This window comes from Micromonospora sp. WMMD734 (assembly GCF_049178975.1).
GTDB classification, from domain to species: Bacteria; Actinomycetota; Actinomycetes; order Mycobacteriales; family Micromonosporaceae; genus Micromonospora; species Micromonospora wenchangensis.
This window is the reverse complement of the sequence record NZ_JBMHMK010000001.1, coordinates 1576447-1596934: the sequence shown is the minus strand read 5'-3', so window position 1 is coordinate 1596934 and position 20488 is coordinate 1576447. Positions and strand designations below refer to the sequence as shown.

Annotated in this window: 16 protein-coding genes; 9 read left to right on the top strand and 7 right to left on the bottom strand. The window is 73.0% G+C overall.

Annotated elements, in window-relative coordinates; genetic code table 11:
- Nucleotides 1–1356: an FAD-dependent oxidoreductase gene (locus tag ACN267_RS06485; RefSeq protein WP_281896882.1), complete on the top strand. Its 1356-nt coding sequence runs from the start codon at nucleotides 1–3 to the stop codon at nucleotides 1354–1356.
- A 183-nt stretch (nucleotides 1357–1539) separates the two neighbouring features.
- A complete protein-coding gene (locus ACN267_RS06480) occupies nucleotides 1540–2493 on the top strand; it encodes a hypothetical protein (RefSeq protein WP_421488189.1) in 954 nt (317 codons plus the stop codon).
- A 153-nt stretch (nucleotides 2494–2646) separates the two neighbouring features.
- Here the strand turns inward: ACN267_RS06480 and ACN267_RS06475 are convergent, their stop codons facing one another.
- Entirely contained in the window at nucleotides 2647–3651 is a 1005-nt protein-coding gene (locus tag ACN267_RS06475) for a LacI family DNA-binding transcriptional regulator (RefSeq protein ID WP_281896878.1), read from the bottom strand.
- 202 nt (nucleotides 3652–3853) lie between these two features.
- On the opposite strand from ACN267_RS06475, the gene ACN267_RS06470 reads away from it, so the two are divergent.
- From ACN267_RS06470 to ACN267_RS06455, 4 genes are all read left to right on the top strand, one after another.
- Entirely contained in the window at nucleotides 3854–5266 is a 1413-nt protein-coding gene (locus ACN267_RS06470) for a PHB depolymerase family esterase (RefSeq protein ID WP_421488188.1), read from the top strand.
- Nucleotides 5267–5579: 313 nt separating this feature from the next.
- Entirely contained in the window at nucleotides 5580–6587 is a 1008-nt protein-coding gene (locus tag ACN267_RS06465) for a hypothetical protein (RefSeq protein ID WP_421488187.1), read from the top strand.
- A 143-nt stretch (nucleotides 6588–6730) separates the two neighbouring features.
- Nucleotides 6731–7429: an SDR family NAD(P)-dependent oxidoreductase gene (locus tag ACN267_RS06460; RefSeq protein WP_421488186.1), complete on the top strand. Its 699-nt coding sequence runs from the start codon at nucleotides 6731–6733 to the stop codon at nucleotides 7427–7429.
- Nucleotides 7430–7698: 269 nt separating this feature from the next.
- The gene (locus tag ACN267_RS06455; protein WP_421488185.1) at nucleotides 7699–9795 is read left to right on the top strand and encodes a cellulose binding domain-containing protein; all 2097 of its coding nucleotides are present in this window, start codon (nucleotides 7699–7701) and stop codon (nucleotides 9793–9795) included.
- A gap of 57 nt (nucleotides 9796–9852) precedes the next feature.
- On the opposite strand, the gene ACN267_RS06450 is transcribed toward ACN267_RS06455, so the two are convergent.
- From ACN267_RS06450 to ACN267_RS06435, 4 genes are all read right to left on the bottom strand, one after another.
- The gene (locus ACN267_RS06450) at nucleotides 9853–11748 is read right to left on the bottom strand and encodes a CocE/NonD family hydrolase (RefSeq protein ID WP_421488184.1); all 1896 of its coding nucleotides are present in this window, start codon (nucleotides 11746–11748) and stop codon (nucleotides 9853–9855) included.
- A 134-nt stretch (nucleotides 11749–11882) separates the two neighbouring features.
- Complete coding sequence (locus ACN267_RS06445; RefSeq protein WP_204960445.1) at nucleotides 11883–12794, bottom strand: sulfotransferase family protein; 912 nt, start codon at nucleotides 12792–12794, stop codon at nucleotides 11883–11885.
- A gap of 3 nt (nucleotides 12795–12797) precedes the next feature.
- On the bottom strand, nucleotides 12798–13835 hold the full coding sequence (locus ACN267_RS06440) for a sulfotransferase family protein (protein WP_281896863.1): 1038 nt from the start codon (nucleotides 13833–13835) through the stop codon (nucleotides 12798–12800).
- On the bottom strand, nucleotides 13832–15076 hold the full coding sequence (locus ACN267_RS06435; protein ID WP_421488183.1) for a glycosyltransferase: 1245 nt from the start codon (nucleotides 15074–15076) through the stop codon (nucleotides 13832–13834). The genes ACN267_RS06440 and ACN267_RS06435 overlap by 4 nt, the downstream gene beginning before the upstream one ends.
- Nucleotides 15077–15316: 240 nt before the next feature.
- On the opposite strand from ACN267_RS06435, the gene ACN267_RS06430 reads away from it, so the two are divergent.
- From ACN267_RS06430 to ACN267_RS06420, 3 genes are read left to right on the top strand one after another with little or no spacing between them, the layout of a single operon-like run.
- Entirely contained in the window at nucleotides 15317–16252 is a 936-nt protein-coding gene (locus ACN267_RS06430) for a hypothetical protein (protein WP_421488182.1), read from the top strand.
- Nucleotides 16245–17051 (top strand): sulfotransferase family protein, encoded by an 807-nt coding sequence (locus ACN267_RS06425; protein WP_421488181.1) that lies wholly within the window; start codon nucleotides 16245–16247, stop codon nucleotides 17049–17051. Before ACN267_RS06430 ends, ACN267_RS06425 begins: the two co-directional genes overlap by 8 nt.
- The gene (locus tag ACN267_RS06420) at nucleotides 17048–18553 is read left to right on the top strand and encodes a hypothetical protein (RefSeq protein ID WP_421488180.1); all 1506 of its coding nucleotides are present in this window, start codon (nucleotides 17048–17050) and stop codon (nucleotides 18551–18553) included. Before ACN267_RS06425 ends, ACN267_RS06420 begins: the two co-directional genes overlap by 4 nt.
- Nucleotides 18554–18700: 147 nt before the next feature.
- On the opposite strand, the gene ACN267_RS06415 is transcribed toward ACN267_RS06420, so the two are convergent.
- A complete protein-coding gene (locus tag ACN267_RS06415; protein ID WP_421488179.1) occupies nucleotides 18701–19573 on the bottom strand; it encodes a protein phosphatase 2C domain-containing protein in 873 nt (290 codons plus the stop codon).
- Nucleotides 19573–20451: a sigma-70 family RNA polymerase sigma factor gene (locus ACN267_RS06410; protein ID WP_421488178.1), complete on the bottom strand. Its 879-nt coding sequence runs from the start codon at nucleotides 20449–20451 to the stop codon at nucleotides 19573–19575. Before ACN267_RS06410 ends, ACN267_RS06415 begins: the two co-directional genes overlap by 1 nt.
- Nucleotides 20452–20488 lie beyond the last annotated feature (37 nt).

Sequence of the window (20488 nt, the reverse complement as noted above, 5' to 3'; positions counted from 1 at the left end):
ATGGCGACCGACGGTGCGGTGGTGGTCGGCGCGAGCATCGGCGGGTTGCTGGCCGCCCGCGTGCTCAGCGCGACCTACGGCCGGGTCACCCTGGTCGACCGGGACCCCCTGCCCGAGCAGGCCGCCAGCCGCCGCGGGGTGCCGCAGGGCCGGCAGCTGCACGTGCTGCTGGACCGGGGTCGACAGGTGCTGGAGGAGCTGCTGCCCGGGGTCACCGGGGAGCTGACCGCGCTCGGCGCTCCTCTGGTCGACCTGCACGGCCAGGTGCGCTGGTACAACGACGGCTACCGGATGCGGCAGGCGACGTCCGGGCTGCTGGCCGTCGGGGTGGGCCGCCCCCTGCTGGAGCAGGTCATCCGCAACCGGGTGACCGCGTTGCCCGGGGTGACCGTCCTGCCCGGCCACGAGGTCACCGGCCTGACCACCACGCCGGACCGGCGACGCGTCACCGGCGTACGCGTGCACCGCCGGGCCGACGGCCCCTCCACCACCCGGGAGCTCTCCGCCGAACTGGTGGTCGACGCCGGGGGGCGGGGCACCCGGAGCCCGGTGTGGCTGGCGGAACTCGGTTACCGCCCCGCACCGGAGGAACAGGTGCCGGTCGGGCTGACCTACGTCACCAGGCTCTACCAACGTCAACCGCAGCAGCTCGACGGGCTGCTCGGCGTCCTCACCAACGCGGTGCCCGGCCGCTCCCGGGGCGGGATCGTGGCGGTGCAGGAACAGGACCGGTTCGCGGTGGCGCTCAGTGGGATGTTCGGCGAGGAACCGCCGCTCGACGACGCCGGTCTGCTCGCCTACGCCGACAGCCTGCCGGCACCGGAGATCGGCGCGCTGCTGCGGCAGGCCCGCCCGCTCGGCACGCCGGCCCGGATGCGCTTCCCGGCCAGCGTCCGCCGCCGCTACGAGCGGCTGCGCGACTTCCCCGCCGGATACCTGGTCTTCGGCGACGCGTTGTGCAGCTTCAACCCGATCTACGGGCAGGGCATCACGGTCGCCGCGTTGCAGGCGGTCGAGCTGGCCCGGCTGCTGCCCGCCGGGCCGTCCGCCCCGGCCCGGCGGTTCTTCCGGCGCGCCGCCCGGGTGATCGACATGCCGTGGTCCATCGCGGTCGGCACCGACCTGCGGTTCCCCGGGGTCCCCGGCCCACGGTCGCCGCAGGTCCGGCTGACCAACGCCTACGTGCACCGGCTGCACGCCGCCGCCACCGCCGACCCGGTGCTGGGCGCGGCGTTCCTGCGGGTGCTCAACCTGGTCGACCCGCCGCACCGGCTGCTCGTCCCGTCGGTGGTGGCGCGGGTGTTGACCGGCTCCCGGGCGCTGCCCCGGCCCGCCGAAATCAGCACGCACGGATAAGACCGCAGGGGTACACCTCGGCATGCTGTGAGCGGGCGGCGGTCGCTGCCCGGCGGGTACGGCGTCACCCGTCAGAGCCCGCGGACCCCACGGGTCGGGTGCCCGGCCCGGTCGGGTCATCGGCCCGGTCGGGTGGCCTGCGGTTGACCGTGGACCCGCCCGGATCGGCAGAGACGAGGCACGATGGCCCTACGAGAAAATCCCGAGTCCCCCAGCCTGCCGGGGTCGCCGACGCCGGTGCGACTGGCATCACCGGCACCCACCCGGCACGGCACCGCCGCGCTGGTCAGTGCCGTCGCCGGCGTGCTGCTGGCGGTGCTCTGGTCGTTCGAGTTCGTCGACTCGGTCATCGGTGACACGGTGGCCAACAACCTGCTCGGCCACGACGCGAAGGCGACGGCGATCGGCGGCACCGGAGCGGGCCTGCTGTTCGCCTTCGTCTCCGGGTTCGCCGGCACCTTCACCGCCTGCAACATCGCGATGGTCGCCTCGGTCGGGCCGTTGAGCCAGGCGGGGACCTCGAACCAGCTGCGTCACCACCTGCGGTCGCTGCTGCGGCCGGTGGGCTGGTTGGCGCTGGGGATGGTCGCGGTCTCCGCCACGTACGGCGCGGTGGGGGTGCTGATCGGCGACGGTCTGCCGCAACTGTCCACCGACACGGTCGGCGGCATGCCGGTACGGCTGATCCAGTCGTCGGTGGTGTTCGGGGTGATCGGCCTGGTGCTGGCCCTGCTCGGGCTCAGCGCCCTCGGGTTGGTGCCCGACGTGTTCGCCCGCCGGCCGGTGGCCCGGGTGGTGCTGATCGGGGCGCTGATCGGCGGTTTCCTGATCGGGCGGCCGTATCCGCTGTTCAACAAGCTGTTCCACTGGGCGGTGGAGACCGGCAACCCGGTGTACGGTGCGGCGGCGTTCACCCTCCAGTCGCTGGGCAACATCGTCGTGGTCACGCTGCTCTTCGTCGTCATCGTGCTGGTCACCCGGGGTGGTTTCCTGCGCTGGATGACCGATCCGGCCCGCTCGGCGCTGGTGACCGGGACCCTGCTGGTCGCGCTCGGCGTGTTCACCGTCGTCTACTGGGACCTGCGGGTGCCGTCGATCTTCGGCGTCGGCTGGTTCCCCACCATGCCCTACAACTGACCCACCCCACCCCACCCCTGCCCCGTGCCCGCCCGGCGTCCGCCGCGCCGACCCTGTCGATCAAGAGGTTTGCGTCACCGATGATCTTCCGGCTGACGCAAACCTCTTGATCAACCCACGCAAGCGAGGGGTGGGGTGGGGGTGGGCGGGGGGTTAGGTGGGGGGTGGGGGGGCGACGCTGGCTCGGTGGACCAGGGTGGGGGCGATGGTGTGGCGCTCCACCACACCCGGGCCGGCCTCGATCTGGCGTAGCAGCATCGCCAGGCCGGCGCGGGCCACCGCGTCGAAGTCCGGCCGCACGGTGGTCAACGGCGGGATGAAGTACGCCGCCTCCGGCACGTCGTCGAAGCCGACCACGCTGATCTCGTCCGGCACCCGACGCCCTCGCTCACTCAACGCCCGCAGCACCCCGAGCGCAAGGTGGTCGTTGGCCGCGAAGATCGCCGTCACCTCCGGCATCCGGGCCAGCATCTGCCCGCAGCGGTAGCCGGACGCCGCGCTCCAGTCGGCCGACAGCACCGGCGGCACCTCCGCGCCGGCCGCCCGCAGCGCCGACCGCCAGCCCTCGACCCGCCCGGCGCTGTCGAACCAGTCCGCCGGGCCGGAGACGTGCCACACCGTGCGGTGCCCGGCGTCCAGCAGGTGCCGGGTGGCCAGCCCGGCCCCGGCCGCCTGGTCGACGGTGACCAGCGCCGCCTCTCGGGCCGGATCGCCGTCGACGGTGACCAGCGGCACCCCGTGCGGCAGGTGGTCGAGCGCCTCGTCGGCGGAGGCCACCGGGGCGATCACCACGATGCCGGCGACCCGGTGGTCGAGGTGCCGCTCCACGGCGGCGGAGATGGACCGCCGGTCGAGGGTGCTGACACTGCCCACGCTGACCGCGAAGCCGGCCGACGCGGCGGCCTGCTCCAGGGCGGCCAGCAGCGACGCCGGCCCGTAGAGGGTGCTGTTCTGGGCGACCACCCCGATCAGCTGGGAGCGGCCGGTGACCAGCGCCCGGGCCGCCCGGTTCGGTCGGTAGCCCAGCTCGGCGATCGCCGCGCGGACCCGGACCCGGGTCTGTTCCCGCACGTTCGGGTGGTCGTTGAGCACCCGGGAGACCGTCTGGTGGGAGACTCCCGCGAGGCGGGCCACGTCCGTCATCGCAGGACCACGCATGGGGGCCATTATCCACCGGGCCGGCCCCGCCGGACGCCGGTGTCCACGCCGCCCGGGGACCGGAAGTTCCGGTGGGACGGGCCGCCTTGCCAAGCCGGCGGCGGGCTAACGATACTCATGGATGTTCCTGAGCCGGACATGATCGAGCGCCGGGCAGCCTCGATCGGCAGAGCTGCGTATCCGCGATCTTCCGGAGGAACCCGTGAGACCCAGGATCAAACTGTTCGGCACCGCCCTGGTCGCCGCCGCGCTCACCGCGCTGGCCGCGATCGCCGCCCCCACCCCCGCGTCGGCGGCGACGCTGACCCAGGTGACCAACTTCGGGGCCAACCCGAGCAACCTCCAGATGTACCTGTACGTGCCGAACACCGTGGCGGCCCGGCCGGGCCTGCTGGTGGCGGTGCACTACTGCACCGGCAGCGGCCCGGCGTTCTACTCCGGCACCCAGTACGCGGCGCTGGCCGACCGGTACGGCTACATCGTCATCTACCCCTCGGTGACCCGCAGCAGCAAGTGCTTCGACGTCTCCTCCCCGCAGGCGCTGCGCCGCGACGGGGGCAGCGACCCGGTGGGCATCAAGTCGATGGTCGACTACGTCCGGGCCCGGTACCCCGTCGACCCGAACCGGATCTTCGCCACCGGCACCTCGTCCGGGGCGATGATGACCAACGTGCTGCTCGGTGACTACCCGGACGTGTTCGCGGCGGGCGCGGCCTTCGCCGGGGTGCCGTTCGGCTGCTTCGCCACCACCGACGGCTCGGAGTGGAACAGCCAGTGCGCCAACGGGCAGGTCACCAAGACCGCACAGCAGTGGGGCGACCTGGTCCGCAACGCCTACCCGGGGTACACCGGCAAGCGGCCCCGGATGCAGTTGTGGCACGGCACCAACGACGAGACGCTGCGCTACCCGAACTTCGGCGAGGAGGTCAAGCAGTGGACGAACGTCCAGGGGCTGGGCCAGACGCCGACGTACACCGACTCCCCGCAGGCCGGCTACACCCGCACCCGGTACGGCGGTAGCGGCGGCACCGCGCCGGTCGAGGCGATCAGCATGCAGGGCGTCACCCACAACCTGCCGGTCGACGCCGCCCAGGCGATCCGCTTCTTCGGCCTGGACGCCCCGCCGACCACGACCCCGCCCCCCACCACGACCCCGCCGCCCACCACCCCGCCGCCCACCACCCCGCCGCCCACCACCCCGCCGCCGACCACTCCGCCGCCCACGACGACGCCGCCGGTGCCGACGACCACGCCGCCGACGCCGTTCCCGCCCACGCCCACCACGCCGGGCCCGGGGGCCGAGTGCCGGATCGCCTACACCGTGAACGCCTGGAACACCGGCCTGACCACCTCGATCACGATCACCACCCTCAGGGACACCGGGGTCACCGGCTGGAACCTGGCGTTCACCCTGCCCGCCGGGCAGACCATCACCGGCGGCTGGAACGCGACCTACTCGCCGACCAGTGGGGCGGTCACCGCCACCAACGTCTCCTACAACGGCTCGATCCCGCCGGGCGGCTCGGTCACCATCGGTTTCCAGGCCAACCACACCGGCGACACCGCGAAGCCGGCCTTCTTCACCCTCAACGGCTCCCCCTGCGCGGTCGTCTGACGGACATCCACTGGCGGTGATCAAGAGCTTTGCGTCACCCTGATCGGTTCTCGTGACGCCAACCTCTTGATCACCGCCGCTCCCCCGCCCTGTCCGACCGGCCGGTCCGGTTGCCGCGCGGACGGGTGGGGGTGGGGTGGTTCGGTGGATGTGGGGGTACGGGCGGATCGATAGGGTGACCGCGACGGGGGGTCAGCTGGGGTCGCGGGCCGGGGTCGCCGGCCGCGCCGCAACGGGCGGGGTGTGCAGCCCGGTGGACCAGCCGCAAGCCGACCGCGCCGTCGTCACCACCGGTCGTCCACAAGGGAGCGTTATGCGTCTGACTCCATCGATGAAACTGGTACGCCGCCGGTTGCCCGCGTTCGCTCTCGGCCTGGGCGCGGTCACGCTCGTCGCCACCCCGGCCGTCGCCGTGCCGGCGGCCAGCCACCCGGCGGCCCCCGCCGCAGCGGCCGCCCGGCCCTCGGCCGCCCGCGCGGCGGGCTGGACGCCGGTGCCGGGCACGGCGCAGGCCCAATCCGCGCCCGCCACCGCCACCTACGGCGGTGACCTGCACGTCTTCGTGCAGGGCCCGGACGGGCAGGTGCGGGTCGACAGGTACGACACCAACACCGACGCCTGGTCCGGCTGGTCCACCGTCCCCGGTGACGCCATGGCGACCTCGGCACCGGCGACCGCCGTCTACGGCGGGGAGCTGCACGTGTTCGTGCAGTCCGACCAGAAGGTCCGCACCAACCGGTACGCCCTGGACACCGGAACCTGGTCCGGCTGGAGCACGATCGGTGGCACCACGTCCGCGTCGTCGGCCCCGTCCGCCGCCGTCTACGGCGGTGACCTGCACCTGTTCGTCCGGGGCGCGAACGGCAAGGTCCGTACCAACCGGTACACGTTGGGCACCGCCACCTGGTCCGGCTGGGCCACCCTCGCCGGCCCGACCGGCGCCAACTCGGCCCCGTCCGCCGCCATCTACGGCGGTGACCTGCACGTCTTCGTCCGGGGCACGAACGGCAACGTGCGCACCAACCGGTACTCGCTGACCACCGGGGCCTGGTCGGGGTGGAGCGACGTGCCCGGCACCGCACGTGCGGCGTCCGCGCCGGCCGCCCTGGTCTACGGTGGCGGGCTGCACGTCTTCGTCCGTACCGGCGGCGACGACCTGCGTACCGCCTGGTACCTCCAGGACTCCGGCGCGTGGACGGCCTGGAGCACGATCGACGGCCCCGGCGCGACGATCTCCGCCCCGGCGGGAAGCGTCTACGGCGGTCTGGTCCGGCTGTTCGTCCGGGGCGCCGACGACGAGGTCTACCAGGGCCAGCCCTGACGGCTGCCGCTGCGACGCCGCCCCGTCCACCGACCCGGTGGGCGGGGCGGCGTCGCGTCCCGGGCCGGACGGTGAGGTGCGGGTCCGGGCGGACGGTGAGGTGCGGAGCCCCGGGCCGGACGGTGGCGGCTAGGGTCCGGGGCATGGACACGCAGGGGCGACGGGCGATCGTGGTGGGCAACAGCGACGGAGTCGGGCTGGCCCTCACCCGGCAACTGGTGGCGGCCGGCTGGACCGTCGCCGGGCTGTCCCGCAGCGCCAGCGACCTGACCGACACCGGCTACACCCACCACGTCGCCGACGTCACCGGCGACACCTACCGCACGGTGCTGGCCGGGGCGGTCGACCGGCTCGGCGGGGTGGACGTGTGCGTCTACGCGGCGGGGGTCGGTGAGTTCTTCGACCTCGGTGACCTGGCGGCGCAGACCAGGGCGCTGGAGGTCAACCTGATCGGTGCGGCGCGCACCGTGGAGGTGGTCGTGCCGGCGATGGTGGCCGGGGGCGGCGGTCACCTCGTCGGCCTGTCCAGCCTCGCCGACGTCGCCCCGTCGGCCCAGGCCCCCGGGTATGCCGCCGCCAAGGCGGGGTTGACGTCGTACCTGGTGGGGTTGCGGGGCGCGCTGCGCCCGCACGGGGTGCGGGTGACCGTCGTGCGGTTCGGGTTCGTCGACACCAAGATGGCGAAGTCGCCGGTCAAGCCGATGCTGCTGAGCGTGGAGCGGGCCGCCGACGTGGTGCACGACTGCCTGCGTACCCGGCCGGCGGTCGTCTCCCGGCCCCGCCGGATGGCCGCGGTGGTGCGGGCTGCCGGGGTCGCGGCGAGGGTGGCCGCCCGGCGGTGAGCCGTACCGGCACCCGGCGGGGCGGGGAGCGCTTGAATTCGCCACGATCGTCGTGGGATTCTGATGCGTCGATGACGTGCCGCGCGTGGGGCTGACAGTCGTCCAGGGCAACCGGGAGCCGCTGGGTTTCCGGGGGACGGCGACGAGCACGACGGAACGACGCCAGCACTCCCGTCCACCAGTCCCGCCCGCCGTCTCGACGCCCTCGTGGGCGACGCAACCCCGACCGGCCGGGCGGTGTGCTGTGGTGACCCACGAAGGAATCCCGTATGAACACAGCTTCCGCCCCACCGTCGCGCCCGTCGCGTCGCGGCCCGGGGCGCGTGACGGCGCTCGCCGCGAGCCTGCTGCTCGCCACCGGTGGGCTCGCCGTGACCGGCCCGTCGCCCGCCGACGCGGCGGCGGACCCGGTGGCGGTGACCGTCAACGCCAACGCCGGGCTGGCCACCGTGCCGGACACCGCGTTGGGCGTCAACCACGCCATCTGGGACTCCCAGCTCGGCACGAACGAGACGTCGGACCTGCTCAAGGCCGCCGGGGTGCGGATGATGCGCTACCCGGGCGGCTCGTACGCCGACATCTACCACTGGCGCGACCACACCGCGCCCGGCGGGTACGTCGCGCCGAACACCGATTTCGACACCTTCATGGCCGCCGCCCGGCGGGTCGGCGCACAACCGATGATCATCGCGAACTACGGCACCGGCACCCCCGCCGAGGCCGCCGACTGGGTGCGCTACGCCAACGTCACCAAGGGGTACGGCGCGAAGTGGTGGACGGTCGGCAACGAGAACTACGGCAACGGCCACTACGGCTCCGCCTGGGAGGCCGACGACCACCCCGACAAGAGCGCCAGCCAGTACGCCCGGCTGGTGGTCGACTACGCCGACGCGATGAAGGCGGTCGACCCGACGGTCAAGGTCGGCGCGGTGCTGACCATGCCGGGGAACTGGCCGGACGGGATCACCGCCGGCAGTGACCCGGGCCCGTGGAACCGGACCGTGCTCTCCATCGCCGGCCCGAAGATCGACTTCGTGGACGTGCACTGGTACCCCGGTGGCACCGCCGCCGAGTCGCTTTCCCGGACGGCCCACATCGACGAGGCGGCCCACCTGCTGCGCGACCAGCTCGCCCGGTACGCCGGCCCGAACGCCGCCCGGATCGGCATCAGCTTCACCGAGCTCAACGTCGGCACCGGGCAGAACACCCAGCCGGGCGCGCTGTTCCTCGCCGACGCCTACAGCGACCTGCTGGAGAACGGCGTCTTCACGGTCCAGTGGTGGAACGTGCACAACGGCATCGGCACCGTCACCGAGGTCGCCGGGCAGACCGACTACGGCGACTTCGGGCTGCTGTCCAGCGGCGGGTGCACCGCCGACAACTCGGTGTGCGAGCCGCCGCTGAACACCCCGTTCGCGCCGTACCACGCGCTGTCGATGATGAACCTGTTCGCCCGGCCGGGTGACCAGTTCGTCCGGGCCGCCACCGACGAGCCGCTGGTCACCGCGCACGCCGTGCGGCGGGCCGACGGGGATCTCGCGGTGCTGCTGGTCAACAAGGACCCGGCCAACGCCCGTCCGGTCACCATCGACTACGCCGGCTTCACCCCGTCGGCTGCCGCGCCGACCACGTACTCGCTGACCAACGGGGCATCCGGCGTGGTCACCGGGCAGTCCGGCAGCGCGGGCAGCGCGACGCTGCCGGCGTACTCGCTAACCACGCTGGTGCTGCGGCCCTCGTCCCCGGTCACCGCGCACCCGGCACCGCCGGGGCAGCCCACGGCGAGCGGGGTGACCGACCGGTCGGCGACGATCTCCTGGTCGCCGGCCCCGCCGAAGGGCGCCCCGATCGCCAAGTACGAGGTGTACCGGCAGAACGGCACGGTCAGCGAGCAGCTCGGCGAGACGGCCGGCACCTCGTTCACCGTGGACAACCTCGTCCCCGGCACCCGGTACACGCTCAACGTGCTGACCCGGGACACCGCCGGGAAGGTGTCGTGGTCGTCGTCGCCGGTCACCTTCACCACCGCCGGCCCGGCCGACAGCGGCTGCACCGTCCGGCTCACCACCGCCAGTGACTGGGGCAACGGCTGGGTCGGCAACGTCGAGATCGTCAACAACGGGGCGAACCCCGTCGACGGCTGGACGTTGACCTTCACCTGGCCGACCGGTTGGCAGCAGGTGAGCAGCGGCTGGAGCGCCACCTGGACCCAGACCGGGCGTACCGTGACGGTCGCCGGCACCGACGACAACCGGCGGATCGCCGCCGGTGGCAGCACCACCGCCGGCTTCGTCGGGGCCTACAGCGGCCCGAACGTCCCGCCCACCGGTTTCGTGCTCAACGGCACCCCCTGCAGCGTGGGGTGACCGGGCCGGGTGGCCGTCGGCGCAGCGGTGCTGCGTCGGCGGCCACCCGGGGGTCGGTCAGAAACCGGCCGCGTGCGCGGCGGCGGTGCCGCCGACCACCGGAAGAACGATCTTGCTGCTCTTCAGGGCGACCTTGATGTTCGCGGCGGTGGTGTCCGCCTGGCTGGAGTACTGCGGGTAGCTGGCCACGATGATCACGCCGATCCGGTGACCCGGCTTGAACACGTAGTCCTCCGGCAGCAGCGGGAAGGTGAAGTTGTACGACTCCCCCACCACCAGCGGCACGGCGGTCCGGATCGACTGCCGGTTCTGGGCGTCCATGATGCCCTTGGTGACCAGCTCGTAGTCGGCGGTGGCGACCCGCTTGGCGGTCTGCTTGTAGCAGCCGTCGTCGGTCGGGCTGTTCAGCCCCCAGCAGTCCTCGGTGGTCAGGGTGATGATGCCCTCACCGGACGCCCGGTGCGCCACCCGCTCGTCGGTGCCGTAGTCGACCAGGATCGCCCCGAAGTTGGTGTCGGTCTGGTCGGCCGAGGCCCGCAGCTGCACCGTCGGCGTGCCCGAGATGTGCAGGGGCGCGGTCAGCGGCGCGGACAGGAACGCCAGCCGGTTCGGCTGCACCGTGTCCGGGTTGAGGATCATGGTGTTCTGGCTCTGGGTACGGCTGTCCTGGAACGCGCCGGTCGCCGGCTTGGCCGTCGGCACCAGCTTCAGGCCACCCGCCCCGGTGGTGCCGGGCTGCAGGAACACCTCGGTGTCGGCCTTGCCGGGGATCGGCCAGTCGGCGTGGGTCTCCCACACGTCGGCGGCCCGCTCCAGGTCCACCCGGGGCTCGTCCATGATGCCGTTGGCGATCCCGTGCAGCCAGAAGTCGAACCACCGGTGCAGGGTGGACACCCAGACCGCCCGCCGCGAGTCGAACGGGTCGACGTGCCCCTCCTGGGAGAGCCACAGCTTGCGCTGGATGTTGTTCTCCGCCAGGGCGTACCAGAACTTGCTGAAGTGGTCCGCGCGGACGTTGTCGTCGTTGAGACCGTGGTAGAGCAGCACGCTGGCGGTCATGTTGGGGACCTTCTTGACGTAGCTGCGCTCGTTCCAGAAGGCGGTGTAGTCACCGGTCTCGTCGCCGTCGGCGGCGGCCATCGCATCGCGCACCGGCTTGCAGTAGTCCCGCCGCTCCGGGTTGGTGACCGTGTTGGCCAGCGACGCCACGTAGCTGTTGCCCCGGGTGACCACCCCGTTGCTGCGCACGTAGTCGTAGTACTCGGTGGGGCCGCTGATCGGCACCACCGTGGTCAGGCCCTTGACGCCGGTCACCGCCGTCGCCATGGCCAGCGAGCCGTCGTACGACTTGCCGATCATGCCCGACTTGCCGTTGTGCCAGTCGGCGGTGACGACCTGGCCGGCGGCGTTACGCGCGGTGGCCCGGCCGTTGAGCCAGTTGATCGCCTGCTTGGCGCTGAGATTGTCCTGGTTGGCGTTGGTGGTGGGGCAGCCGGTGGAGTTGTTGGTGCCCACCATGTCCAGCAGGATCACCGCGTAGCCGCGCGGCACGAAGTAGTTGTCGTAGAACAGCGGCCACTTGTCGAGCAGGCCGTCACCGTCCAGGTCGGCCTTGCACTCGGACTCGTTGCCCCGGCAGACCGTCGAGTAGTACGGGCTGGCGTCCATGATCACCGGCACCTTGAGCCCGTTCGCGGTGGCCGCCGGTCGCATCAGGTCGAACGCGATGATGTCGCGCAGGCCGTCGTTGTCGCTGTCGAAGGTGGAGTCGATGAACAGGCGCTCCCGGATGGCGTCGCCGTAGCCGAACACCGGCTGGGTGACCCCGTCCTGGACCACGATCGTCGGTACGTCCTGCGCCGCCTGCGCCTGTGGTGCCGCGCCCAGGGCGGCGAGCACCATCGCGGACAGTGCGGCCACCCCGACGCGAAGGGGTGTTCCCAATCCAGCCATGCGGTCTCCTTGAATCTCCCGAGACCGCGCACGTTATGGGCCGACCGACCGGCACCACCACCTGCACCTGTAGGAACTTTGCCCCGGCCGCCCCGACGACACCGGCCGGGCGGGCGGGGCGGCCGACGGGACGGTCAGTCCCGGTAACCCCACTGCCGCAGCGGCTTGTCCAGCACCCGCTCCACGGCGGCGAGCTGCGCGTCGCCCAACTCCTCGTGGTAGGCGGCCTGCCGCCCGGCGTGGAACCGGTAGCGCCCGAAACCCTTCTCGAACGCCGGTGACCAGTCCAGGCCGAGGAAGTCGAGCATCCGGGCCACCTCGGCACGCGGGTCGGCGAGCAGGTCCTCGTAGCGCACGTCGAGCCACTGCCCCTCGGGGTGCGCGGCGCGGGCCTCGGCGAAGGAGTCCATCAGCAGCTTCCAGCCCAGCGCGGCGAGCACCGGGAACGATCTGTCGTACTCCTCCCACTCCCGGCGAAGGTCGGTCGGCAGTGGCCCGAGGAACCAGTTCTCCGGCCCACGCCAGCCGTCCCACCAGCCCATCTGGAGCCAGGAGTTGGTCACCGCCCGACCGTCGCGGACCACGTTGACCACCCGCAGCTGCGGGTAGCCGGCCCGGAGGAAACCCGTGCGCGGCCAGCCGGTCACGTGGTGCAGCAGCAGCCGGCAGCCCTGCCTGGCGATCCGGGCGTCGAAGAAGGCCCGCAGCCGCCCCCGCAGGTAGGGGGTGAGGTCGTCGGCGGTCAGGTCCCGGCACGGCCGGGAGAAACCGGCCACCACGTGCCGGTCCAGCAGGTGGTACGCCTCCGACGGGGCGACCCGCAGCCGGCCCTTCTCCAGCAGCCGGCGGCTGTGCCGCAGCGACGTCATGCCCGCCGGGCGGGGCGCGGAACGCCGGTACAGCGGGCCGTTGAACCGGCCGGCCAGGTTGAGCCGGGACAGCTTGTCGTCGACCCCGGAGACGAACCCGACCCCGGGGTGCCGGGACAGCAGCTCCTGCACCAGCGTCGACCCGCACCGCCCGGTGCCCACCACCACCGCCAACATCGCTCAGCCCTCCTCGTGCCCGGTCGATCCCGCCCGCCCGACGCCCACAGAACCCTCGGCCCCCGCCCGCGCTCCGGCCGCCGTCATCCGGGCGGGCGCCGTCGACGCCGGGACGTCCCGCCGCCACGGGTAGCCGAACCGGCGCAGCCCCGGCGCGGTCAGTACGGTGACCAGCGCGTACGACCAGCGGGACAGGTCGCGCCGCCACTGCACGTCGGCGGTGACCGGCACCGGGCCGGTCCGGTGCCGCGACGGGTTGCCGGCCACCGAGTGCGTCGGCGTGAGCCGGACCGTCGCCGGGCCGGTGAACGGGCCGCCGTCGGCGTCGACCCCGGCGAACCCGAGGATCCGGCGCAGCGTCGGCTCCGGGTCGGCGGTCAGGTCCTCGTAGCGCACCCGCAGGTAGCCCGCCGGGGCGCGGTCGGCCCACAGCCGGACGGTCACCGTGTTCCAGACCAGCCAGAGCAGGGCGGCCTTCCACACCGGCGGTCGGCTCATCAGTTCGGGGTCGGTGTCGCCGTCCAGGCCCCGGCGGCGACGCCAGGAGAAGGCGGTGGCCCGGGGGTCACGGACCAGGTGCAGCACCCGCAGCTCGACGCCGGGCAGCGCGCCGAGCAACGCGCCGTACGGGGGCAGCTTCGACGAGTCGACCACCACCCGGGCCCCGGTGTGCCGGGCCACGGCGGCGTACAAATCGGCCAGCGCCGCGTCGTCGGGGTGTGCGGGCACCGGCCGGACGCCGCGCCGGTGCCGGCGCAGCAGCGCCGGCAGGCCGCGCATCCGCAGCCGGCCGCGCAGCCCGGCGGCGATCGCGGCGGCCCGGTCGGTCGGCAACTCCCGGCGCACCTCGCCCCACAGCGGGCAGTCCCGCAGCGGCCGGCCGCAGCCGCAGGGCCGGTTCTCCACCTCGCCGCGCTGCCACAGGTAGCGCAGCTCCCCGGCGGCGAAGACCCCCGGGTACTGCCCGAGGACCGTGGTGACCAGGGTGCTGCCGCTGCGTCCGCTGCCGGCCAGGTAGAGCACCCGCACCGGGGGGTTCACACCGGCTCCCGCACGGCCCGCGCGGCGCTCGCGTAGACCTCCCGCAACCGGGTCAGGTGCGCCTGCGGGGAGAAGTCCCGCTCCACCCGCGCCCGCCCGGCCCGCCCCATCCGGTACGCCCGAGCCGGGTCGGCCAGCACCCGGTGCAGCCCGTCGGCCAGCGCCACCGGATCGTCGGCGGGCACCACCTCGCCATCCACCCCGGCGGTGACCAGCTCCGGCAGGCCACCCAGGTCGGAGGCGACCACCGGCACCCCGCAGCCGTACGCCTCCAGCACCGCCATCGGCTGGTTCTCGTTCCACCGCGACGGCACCGCCACCACCGTGGCCGAGCGGACCAGCTCGTGCAGCCGGGCCTTGTCCAGCCGGCCGTGGAAGCGGACCCGGCCGGGGGCCCGCCGCCGGGCCAGCTCGGTCAGCCCGGCGCGGGCCGGACCGTCCCCGGCCACCTCCAGCACGACGTCGTCGGGCAGCCGGGTGAGCGCCTCGATCAGCACGTCGACACCCTTCTCGGCGGCCAGCCGACCGGCGAAGACCACCGGCCCGCCGGGGGCCGTCTTCACCGTCGTCGCGGCGACGTCGACGAAGTGCGACACCACGTGCATCCGGTCGGGGAAGACCCCGGCCCGGCCCATCACGTCGGCCAGGAACCGGCTGGGGCTGACGAACGCCTGCACCGGCCCGTACGCCCGGGTGGCGCGGTGCAGCCACGACTCGACGGCGAGCAGCGAGCTGGCCCCCAGCGAACCGTCCTTGCAGCGGCGGCGGGCCGCGCGCAGCGGGCCGCCGGTGACGCACGCGTCGCAGACCGTCCCCCGGTCGAGCATCTGGTAGCTGGGGCAGGCCAGTTTGTAGTCGTGCAGGGTCATCACCGCCGGCACCCGGGCGGCCCGTACCGCGGCCAGCACCGACGGGGAGAGCTGGTGGTAGATGTTGTGCAGGTGGACCACGTCGGGCCGGAACTCGTCGAGCACCCGGGCCAGGCCCCGCCGGCTGGCCGGCGACCAGATCATCCGGGCCGCGACCGCCGCCCGGGCGCCCGCGCCGCGCGGCGTCGGGTCCAGCTCCACGTGCGACGGGAAGTGCCTGGCGTACGGGGTGGGGGCGTCGTTGTCCGGGTGGGTCATGCCGAAGAACGCCACCTCGTCGCCGTCGCCCCGTTGCAGCTCGGCGACGTCGAGCAGGTAGCCCTCGGCGCCGCCGCGCCGGTAGAGGAACTTGTTGACGTGGAGGACACGCATCGGCCTGCTCCGGAGGTGGCTGCTGGGGTCCGTCGGGGGTCGCGGGGTGGGGTGGTCGCCCCGGACAGCAGCGGTGACCAGGGGCCCCACCGTATGCGCCACCGGTGTCGTGAGTCCAGTTCATGATCCCCAAGTAGCCACACGGCCCATCGCCGGCTGACCACACGGCCACGTGGCCAGCCGCGATGATCTGCCGGTACCGTGTGCCCCACCCCGCCCGACGTGCCCGAGGAGGACCCGGTGCCCCACCCCGACGAGCCCTCGGCGCTGGCGTACACCGCCCGTCGGGTCCGCCGGCACCTGCGCTGGGCACGCACCGAGGGCATCCGGCGGCTGATCGAGGAGGACCGGCTCGACCCGGTCGAACGGACCCGCACCGCGCTGGCCAAGTGGCGGTGGCGGCGGACGCATCCCGGGCCGCCCGGCCGGGCCGTCCCGGTCTACCTGGTGGGCCTGCAACGCTCCGGCACCAACATGCTCACCCGGGGGCTGGACGCCGACCCGTCGGTGGAGGTCCGCAACGAGAACGACCGGGCCGTGTTCCACCGCTTCCGGTTACGCCCCGACCCGGTGCTGACCGCCGTCATCCGCCGCAGCCGGCACCGGTACGTGCTGGTCAAGCCGCTGTGCGACACGCACCGCGTGGACGAGCTGCTCGACCTGCCCGGGGTCACGCCGGGGCGGGCGGTGTGGGCGTACCGCGACGTCGACGACCGGGCCCGCTCCGAGGTGGCGAAGTTCGGCGACGCCAACCTGCGGGCGTTGCGGGCGGTCGCCGACGGCACCATCTCCGACCGCTGGCAGGGGCAGCGTCTGGACGCGCCGACGCGGGACCTGGTCGCCGGCTTCGACTACGACCGGATGACCCCGCACACCGCCGCCGCCCTGTTCTGGTACGTGCGCAACTCGTTGTACTTCTCCCTCGGGCTGGCCGACCGCCCGGACACCCTGCTCTGCTCGTACGACGCGCTGGTCGCCGACCCGGCGGGGTACACCCGGCGGCTGTGCGCCTTCCTCGACCTGCCGTACGACCCGGTGCTGCACGCGCACGTCGGCGCGCGCAGCCCGGCGCGGCCCCGGCTGGAGATCGACCCCCGGGTGCGGGCGTTGTGCACCGAGCTGACCGGCCGGTTGGACGCGCTGGCCGGCCGGCAGGGGGTGGTGGAGCATGGCTGACCCGCAGACCACGCCGCCCACCCCCGGGCCGGGCCGCCCGCAGGGGCCGATCTTCCTGGTCGGCTGCCAGCGTTCCGGTACCACCATGCTACGGCTGGTGCTCGACTCGCACTCCCGGGTCAGCTGCGGCCCGGAGACCCGGTTCCTGGCCGACATGCAACGCATCGTCGGGCGGGACTGGGAGCGGCTGTCCCGCTTCGGGTTCCCCCGGGAATACTGGCTGGGTCGCATCGCCGACTTCTTCGGCGGCATCCAGGCCGACTACGCCCAATCCCGGGGCAAGACCCGCTGGGCCGACAAGACGCCGCTGTACGCGCTCTCCATCGACTTCCTGGCCGAGGTCTTCCCCGACGCGCAGTTCGTGCACGTCGTGCGGGACGGCCGGGACGTGGTGGTGTCGCACCGCAAACGGTTCGGCTACTGGTCGGCGGTCAAGTGCGTGGTGAAGTGGCCGCGCTACATCAGGATCGCCCGCGCCGCCGGGGCCCGGCTGCCGGCCGACCGCTACCACGAACTGCGCTACGAGGAGACGGTCACCGACCCGGAGAAGGCCATGCGGGGCCTGTTCGAGTTCCTCGGCGAACCCTGGGAGGCTGGCGTGCTCGACTACGACGGCAAGCAGCACGACGTGGCGGGCAAGTACACCGCCGAGGCGGAGCGACGGCGGGCCGCCGCCGGCACCGACGCGCCGATCTACGGCTCCCGGGTCGGCACCTACCGCCGGGAGCTGGACCCCTTCCTGCGGGTGCTGGTCCGGGTCTTCTCCGGTGCCACCCTGCGCGAACTGGGCTACCGGTGAACCGCCGGGCCGGGTCGCCGGTGGCCCGCCGGGCCGGGCGACGGGTGCTGGTCGCCGGGGCGGTGCTGTTCGCCCTGGTCGCTTCGGCGGCCTGTTCGGACGATCCCGCCCCCGGGCCGGCCCCGTCGGCGACCGCGCCGTCGGCCGCCCCGTCCGCCGGTGCCAGCGGTACGCCGCCGGCGGGCGAGGCGGTCCGCAACCCGTTCGGCGCGCACTGGGACTTCTCCCGGCACGACCAGTTCGTGCCCTACCTGGAGAAGCTCACCGGCTCGACGACGTACCACGAGCTGAGCTGGTGCGACATCGAGAAGACCCAGGGCAGCCCGGACTTCGCGGCGGTGGACCAGATCGCCGAACGCAGCCGCGCCCTCGGCATCACCCTGCACCTGAAGATCCGTACCGGGGTGTGCTGGGCGACCGGCGGGACGGCGAAGTTCACCAGGGGCCAGGCCAACAAGACCGAGTCGGCGATGCCGCAGGACCTGGCCGCCTACCAGAACTTCGTCCGTACGCTGGTGCAGCGGTACGCCCCGTACGGCGTCGGTGAGTACGCCATCGAGAACGAGGTCAACGCCCAGCAGTACTGGGCGGGCAGCCCCGAGGACTACCGCCGGCTGGTCACCGCCGCCGCCGAGGCGATCCGGTCGGCCGACCCGAAGGCCAAGGTGGTCGACTCCGGCATGAGCAGTGTGGCGTACGGGATGGGGGTCGCCGACCGGCTGCTGCGCGCCGGTCAGCCCGACCAGGCCGTCGCCGCCTACCAGGCGTACTTCCAGCGGCGGATCGGCACCCGGGGGCGGCTGATCCCGGCGGTGAACGACCCGACGGCGCTGCGTGCCGCGTTGGACAACGCGCAGAACTCCCGCAACCTGGCCTACCTCGCGGTCACCGAGAAGCTGCTCGACGACCGGGTGGTCGACGTCCGGCAGCTGCACTTCTACGAGCACTTCTCCGGGGTGCCGGCGCTGCTGGACTACCTGCGGGCGGAGACCCCGGCCGGGGTGCCGGTGCAGGCGTGGGAGGTCGGCCAGTTCTGGAAGGATGGCGGCGACGACGCGGCGGGCCGGGGCGACGAGATGGTCAAGGTGGTCAGCATGCTGGTCGCCGGGGGCGTCCGCGAGGTGCTCTGGCTGCCGCTGGCGTACAACCCGAACAACCGGGCCGGCGCGGAGGTCCGCTACGGGCTGCTCGACCCGGACGGCACCCAGCGGCAGGCCGGCGCGATGATGGCCGCCCTGGCGGCGGCGGCCCGGGACGCGACGGTCGAGCCGGTGAACGCCAAGGGACTGACCGGGGTGGCGTTCCGGCGGGGTGCGGAGAGCACCCTGGTGGTCTGGTCGACCTCCGCCGGCACCGTGTCGCTGCCGGCCACGGCCGGGGTGACCGGTGGCCCGGTCGGTGCCGACCCGGCCGCCCGCACCGGCGCGCTGCCGATCGGCCCCAGCCCGGTGCTGCTACGGGCCAAGGGCGACCCGGCCGCGGTCCTCGCCCCGATCCGCTGATCTGCCCCCACCCGCCGCGCGGGCCGGGCCAGTCGCTCGCCGGGCCGGTCGCTCGCCGGGCTGCGGGTGGTGACCGTGGGGGCACCATGATCAGATTGCAGTTTTGCGCAGTATCCTCGGCGTGTCGTCTACCAGAACGCCATCCGATCATGGTGCTGGGCGGTGGCCCGGCGGCCGTTCATCAGGTGCGGGCCAGCCGAGCGGGTCACCGGTCCGGGTGGCATAGACGGCGGTGGCGTCGTCGCTGCACTTGTTGCGTGCCCAGCGCAGGCACGACGGATCCGCCGCCTCGACGGCACGCACCCGACGAATCAGCGCCACCGGGCCGTCCCGATCCAGGGCGTCCAGAACGTCGACCCAGGTCGACAGGCCGAACAGCGCCACCGACCGGGCGGCACCGTCGGTCAACACCGCCAACCGCCGTACGCTGTCGAGCGGCACCCCGCCGGTGATCGCATGGCTGGCGGCGTCCGGGTCGGCGGCCGCCACCCAGTAGCCCCCAGGTCGGTTTCGGGCAGCCAGTTCAGCATGCTTCATCCGCAGCAGCGCGGCCCGCTTCGCCGCCGAGCCGAACGGGTGACGGTCCGCCTCCTCCCGTTCGGCACGCGCGGTCCTGTCCACCCGGTCGTCCGTGACGACCCGGATCCCGTCGGCGGTGTCGACGACGACGGTCACGTCACCGAGCACCAGGAACTCCAGTGAGCCGTCGCGGGGCCGCAGCACCGCGGTCGCGGCGGATGGTGTGCCCGGGTGGTCGAGGTCGCACCGATGCCGATGCTGGTCGGCGACGGCGCGGATGCCCTGGGCCAGGGCGTCGACCAGGTGGGTGTCCCGATCCACCGCGAGGCCGGCGAGCGCCGAGCCGAGTTTCGCGGCGTACCAGGTGACGCTGTGCTCGCAGCCGGTGCCGGTCCGGACGGTCGCCCCGTCGAGCACGACGATCAGATTCTCTCCGGCGAGAGCCCAGTCCTCGTTGGGCACCGTCGGATCGCCTGCCTCCGAGGCGGCGCAGACGCGCATCACGGTGCCCCTTCCACCCGGTGGACCGGCGTCAGGGCCTCGACCTTCTCGATCGTCCGCTTTCGCGGTTCGTAGGTGCAGGCAACCAGGAGGGAGAAGCGCCGGTTCTTCACCTCTCGGTACAACTCGTCGAGGTGGTCGTGCAGGTAGTGGGCGACACCGAGAGTGCCCATCGCGTGAATGCCGGCGAGATACAGGAACGTGCCGCGCCCGTCAGGCCGGGGAAGTCGACCGAGGTAGCCGTAATCGACTGGTTCACCGGAGTCGGACGGCGAGCGAAACGCCTCACCGGTCCGGTGATTCACCAGGTAATGACCGTCGTCGTCCGCGCAGAATCCGAACATGGCGTCGGCGGCGACCACCTGACCGACGAACGGCAGTATCCGAGGGCTGCCTATCACGATGAGGTTGGCACGGTTGAGGTCGACCATGCCAGGCGGAGGGACCACCTCGTACCCGGACGTCAGACCAAGACCCCGGGCAAGAGCGGACAGCTTCTCGTACGCGGCGAGCATCTCGGCTGAGACCACAGCGTACGGATCCTTCTTGCCAGCCTCGAATTTACCGCCTACGGCGATGGTCAACTCTCCGGTGCCGAGCACCGTCCGCTCCGGGCGCGGTCCCGAGGACAGGAGTTGGCCCACCCGAGCGCGGGTCATACCGACGACTTCGGCGATCTGGGTATGGGTCATGCCCTGTGACACCATCTCGTCCAGCGCCGCGCGGCGCAACCTGGACAACTCGTTGACCGCCGCCTGGTGCTCGTCGATAAGCTCGCCGGCTTTGCGTGCCCTCGCTCCCGGGTCACGGATCTGCGCTACTCCGGAATGGCTGATCTTCACAGGCATCTCCCGCTCGCCGCTTCGTTCGGGCGACACGACACGAAGCCTAACCCATCGCTAGGGGCCTTGACCG

Excerpts from the sequence above, each read along its gene's own strand:
- ACN267_RS06485 (WP_281896882.1), top strand. The coding sequence starts at position 1 with ATGGCGACCGACGGTGCGGTGGTGGTCGGCGCGAGCATCGGCGGGTTG.
- ACN267_RS06480 (WP_421488189.1), top strand. The coding sequence starts at position 1,540 with ATGGCCCTACGAGAAAATCCCGAGTCCCCCAGCCTGCCGGGGTCGCCG.
- ACN267_RS06475 (WP_281896878.1), bottom strand. The coding sequence starts at position 3,651 with ATGCGTGGTCCTGCGATGACGGACGTGGCCCGCCTCGCGGGAGTCTCC.
- ACN267_RS06465 (WP_421488187.1), top strand. The coding sequence starts at position 5,580 with ATGCGTCTGACTCCATCGATGAAACTGGTACGCCGCCGGTTGCCCGCG.
- ACN267_RS06460 (WP_421488186.1), top strand. The coding sequence starts at position 6,731 with ATGGACACGCAGGGGCGACGGGCGATCGTGGTGGGCAACAGCGACGGA.
- ACN267_RS06455 (WP_421488185.1), top strand. The coding sequence starts at position 7,699 with ATGAACACAGCTTCCGCCCCACCGTCGCGCCCGTCGCGTCGCGGCCCG.
- ACN267_RS06450 (WP_421488184.1), bottom strand. The coding sequence starts at position 11,748 with ATGGCTGGATTGGGAACACCCCTTCGCGTCGGGGTGGCCGCACTGTCC.
- ACN267_RS06445 (WP_204960445.1), bottom strand. The coding sequence starts at position 12,794 with ATGTTGGCGGTGGTGGTGGGCACCGGGCGGTGCGGGTCGACGCTGGTG.
- ACN267_RS06435 (WP_421488183.1), bottom strand. The coding sequence starts at position 15,076 with ATGCGTGTCCTCCACGTCAACAAGTTCCTCTACCGGCGCGGCGGCGCC.
- ACN267_RS06425 (WP_421488181.1), top strand. The coding sequence starts at position 16,245 with ATGGCTGACCCGCAGACCACGCCGCCCACCCCCGGGCCGGGCCGCCCG.
- ACN267_RS06415 (WP_421488179.1), bottom strand. The coding sequence starts at position 19,573 with ATGCGCGTCTGCGCCGCCTCGGAGGCAGGCGATCCGACGGTGCCCAAC.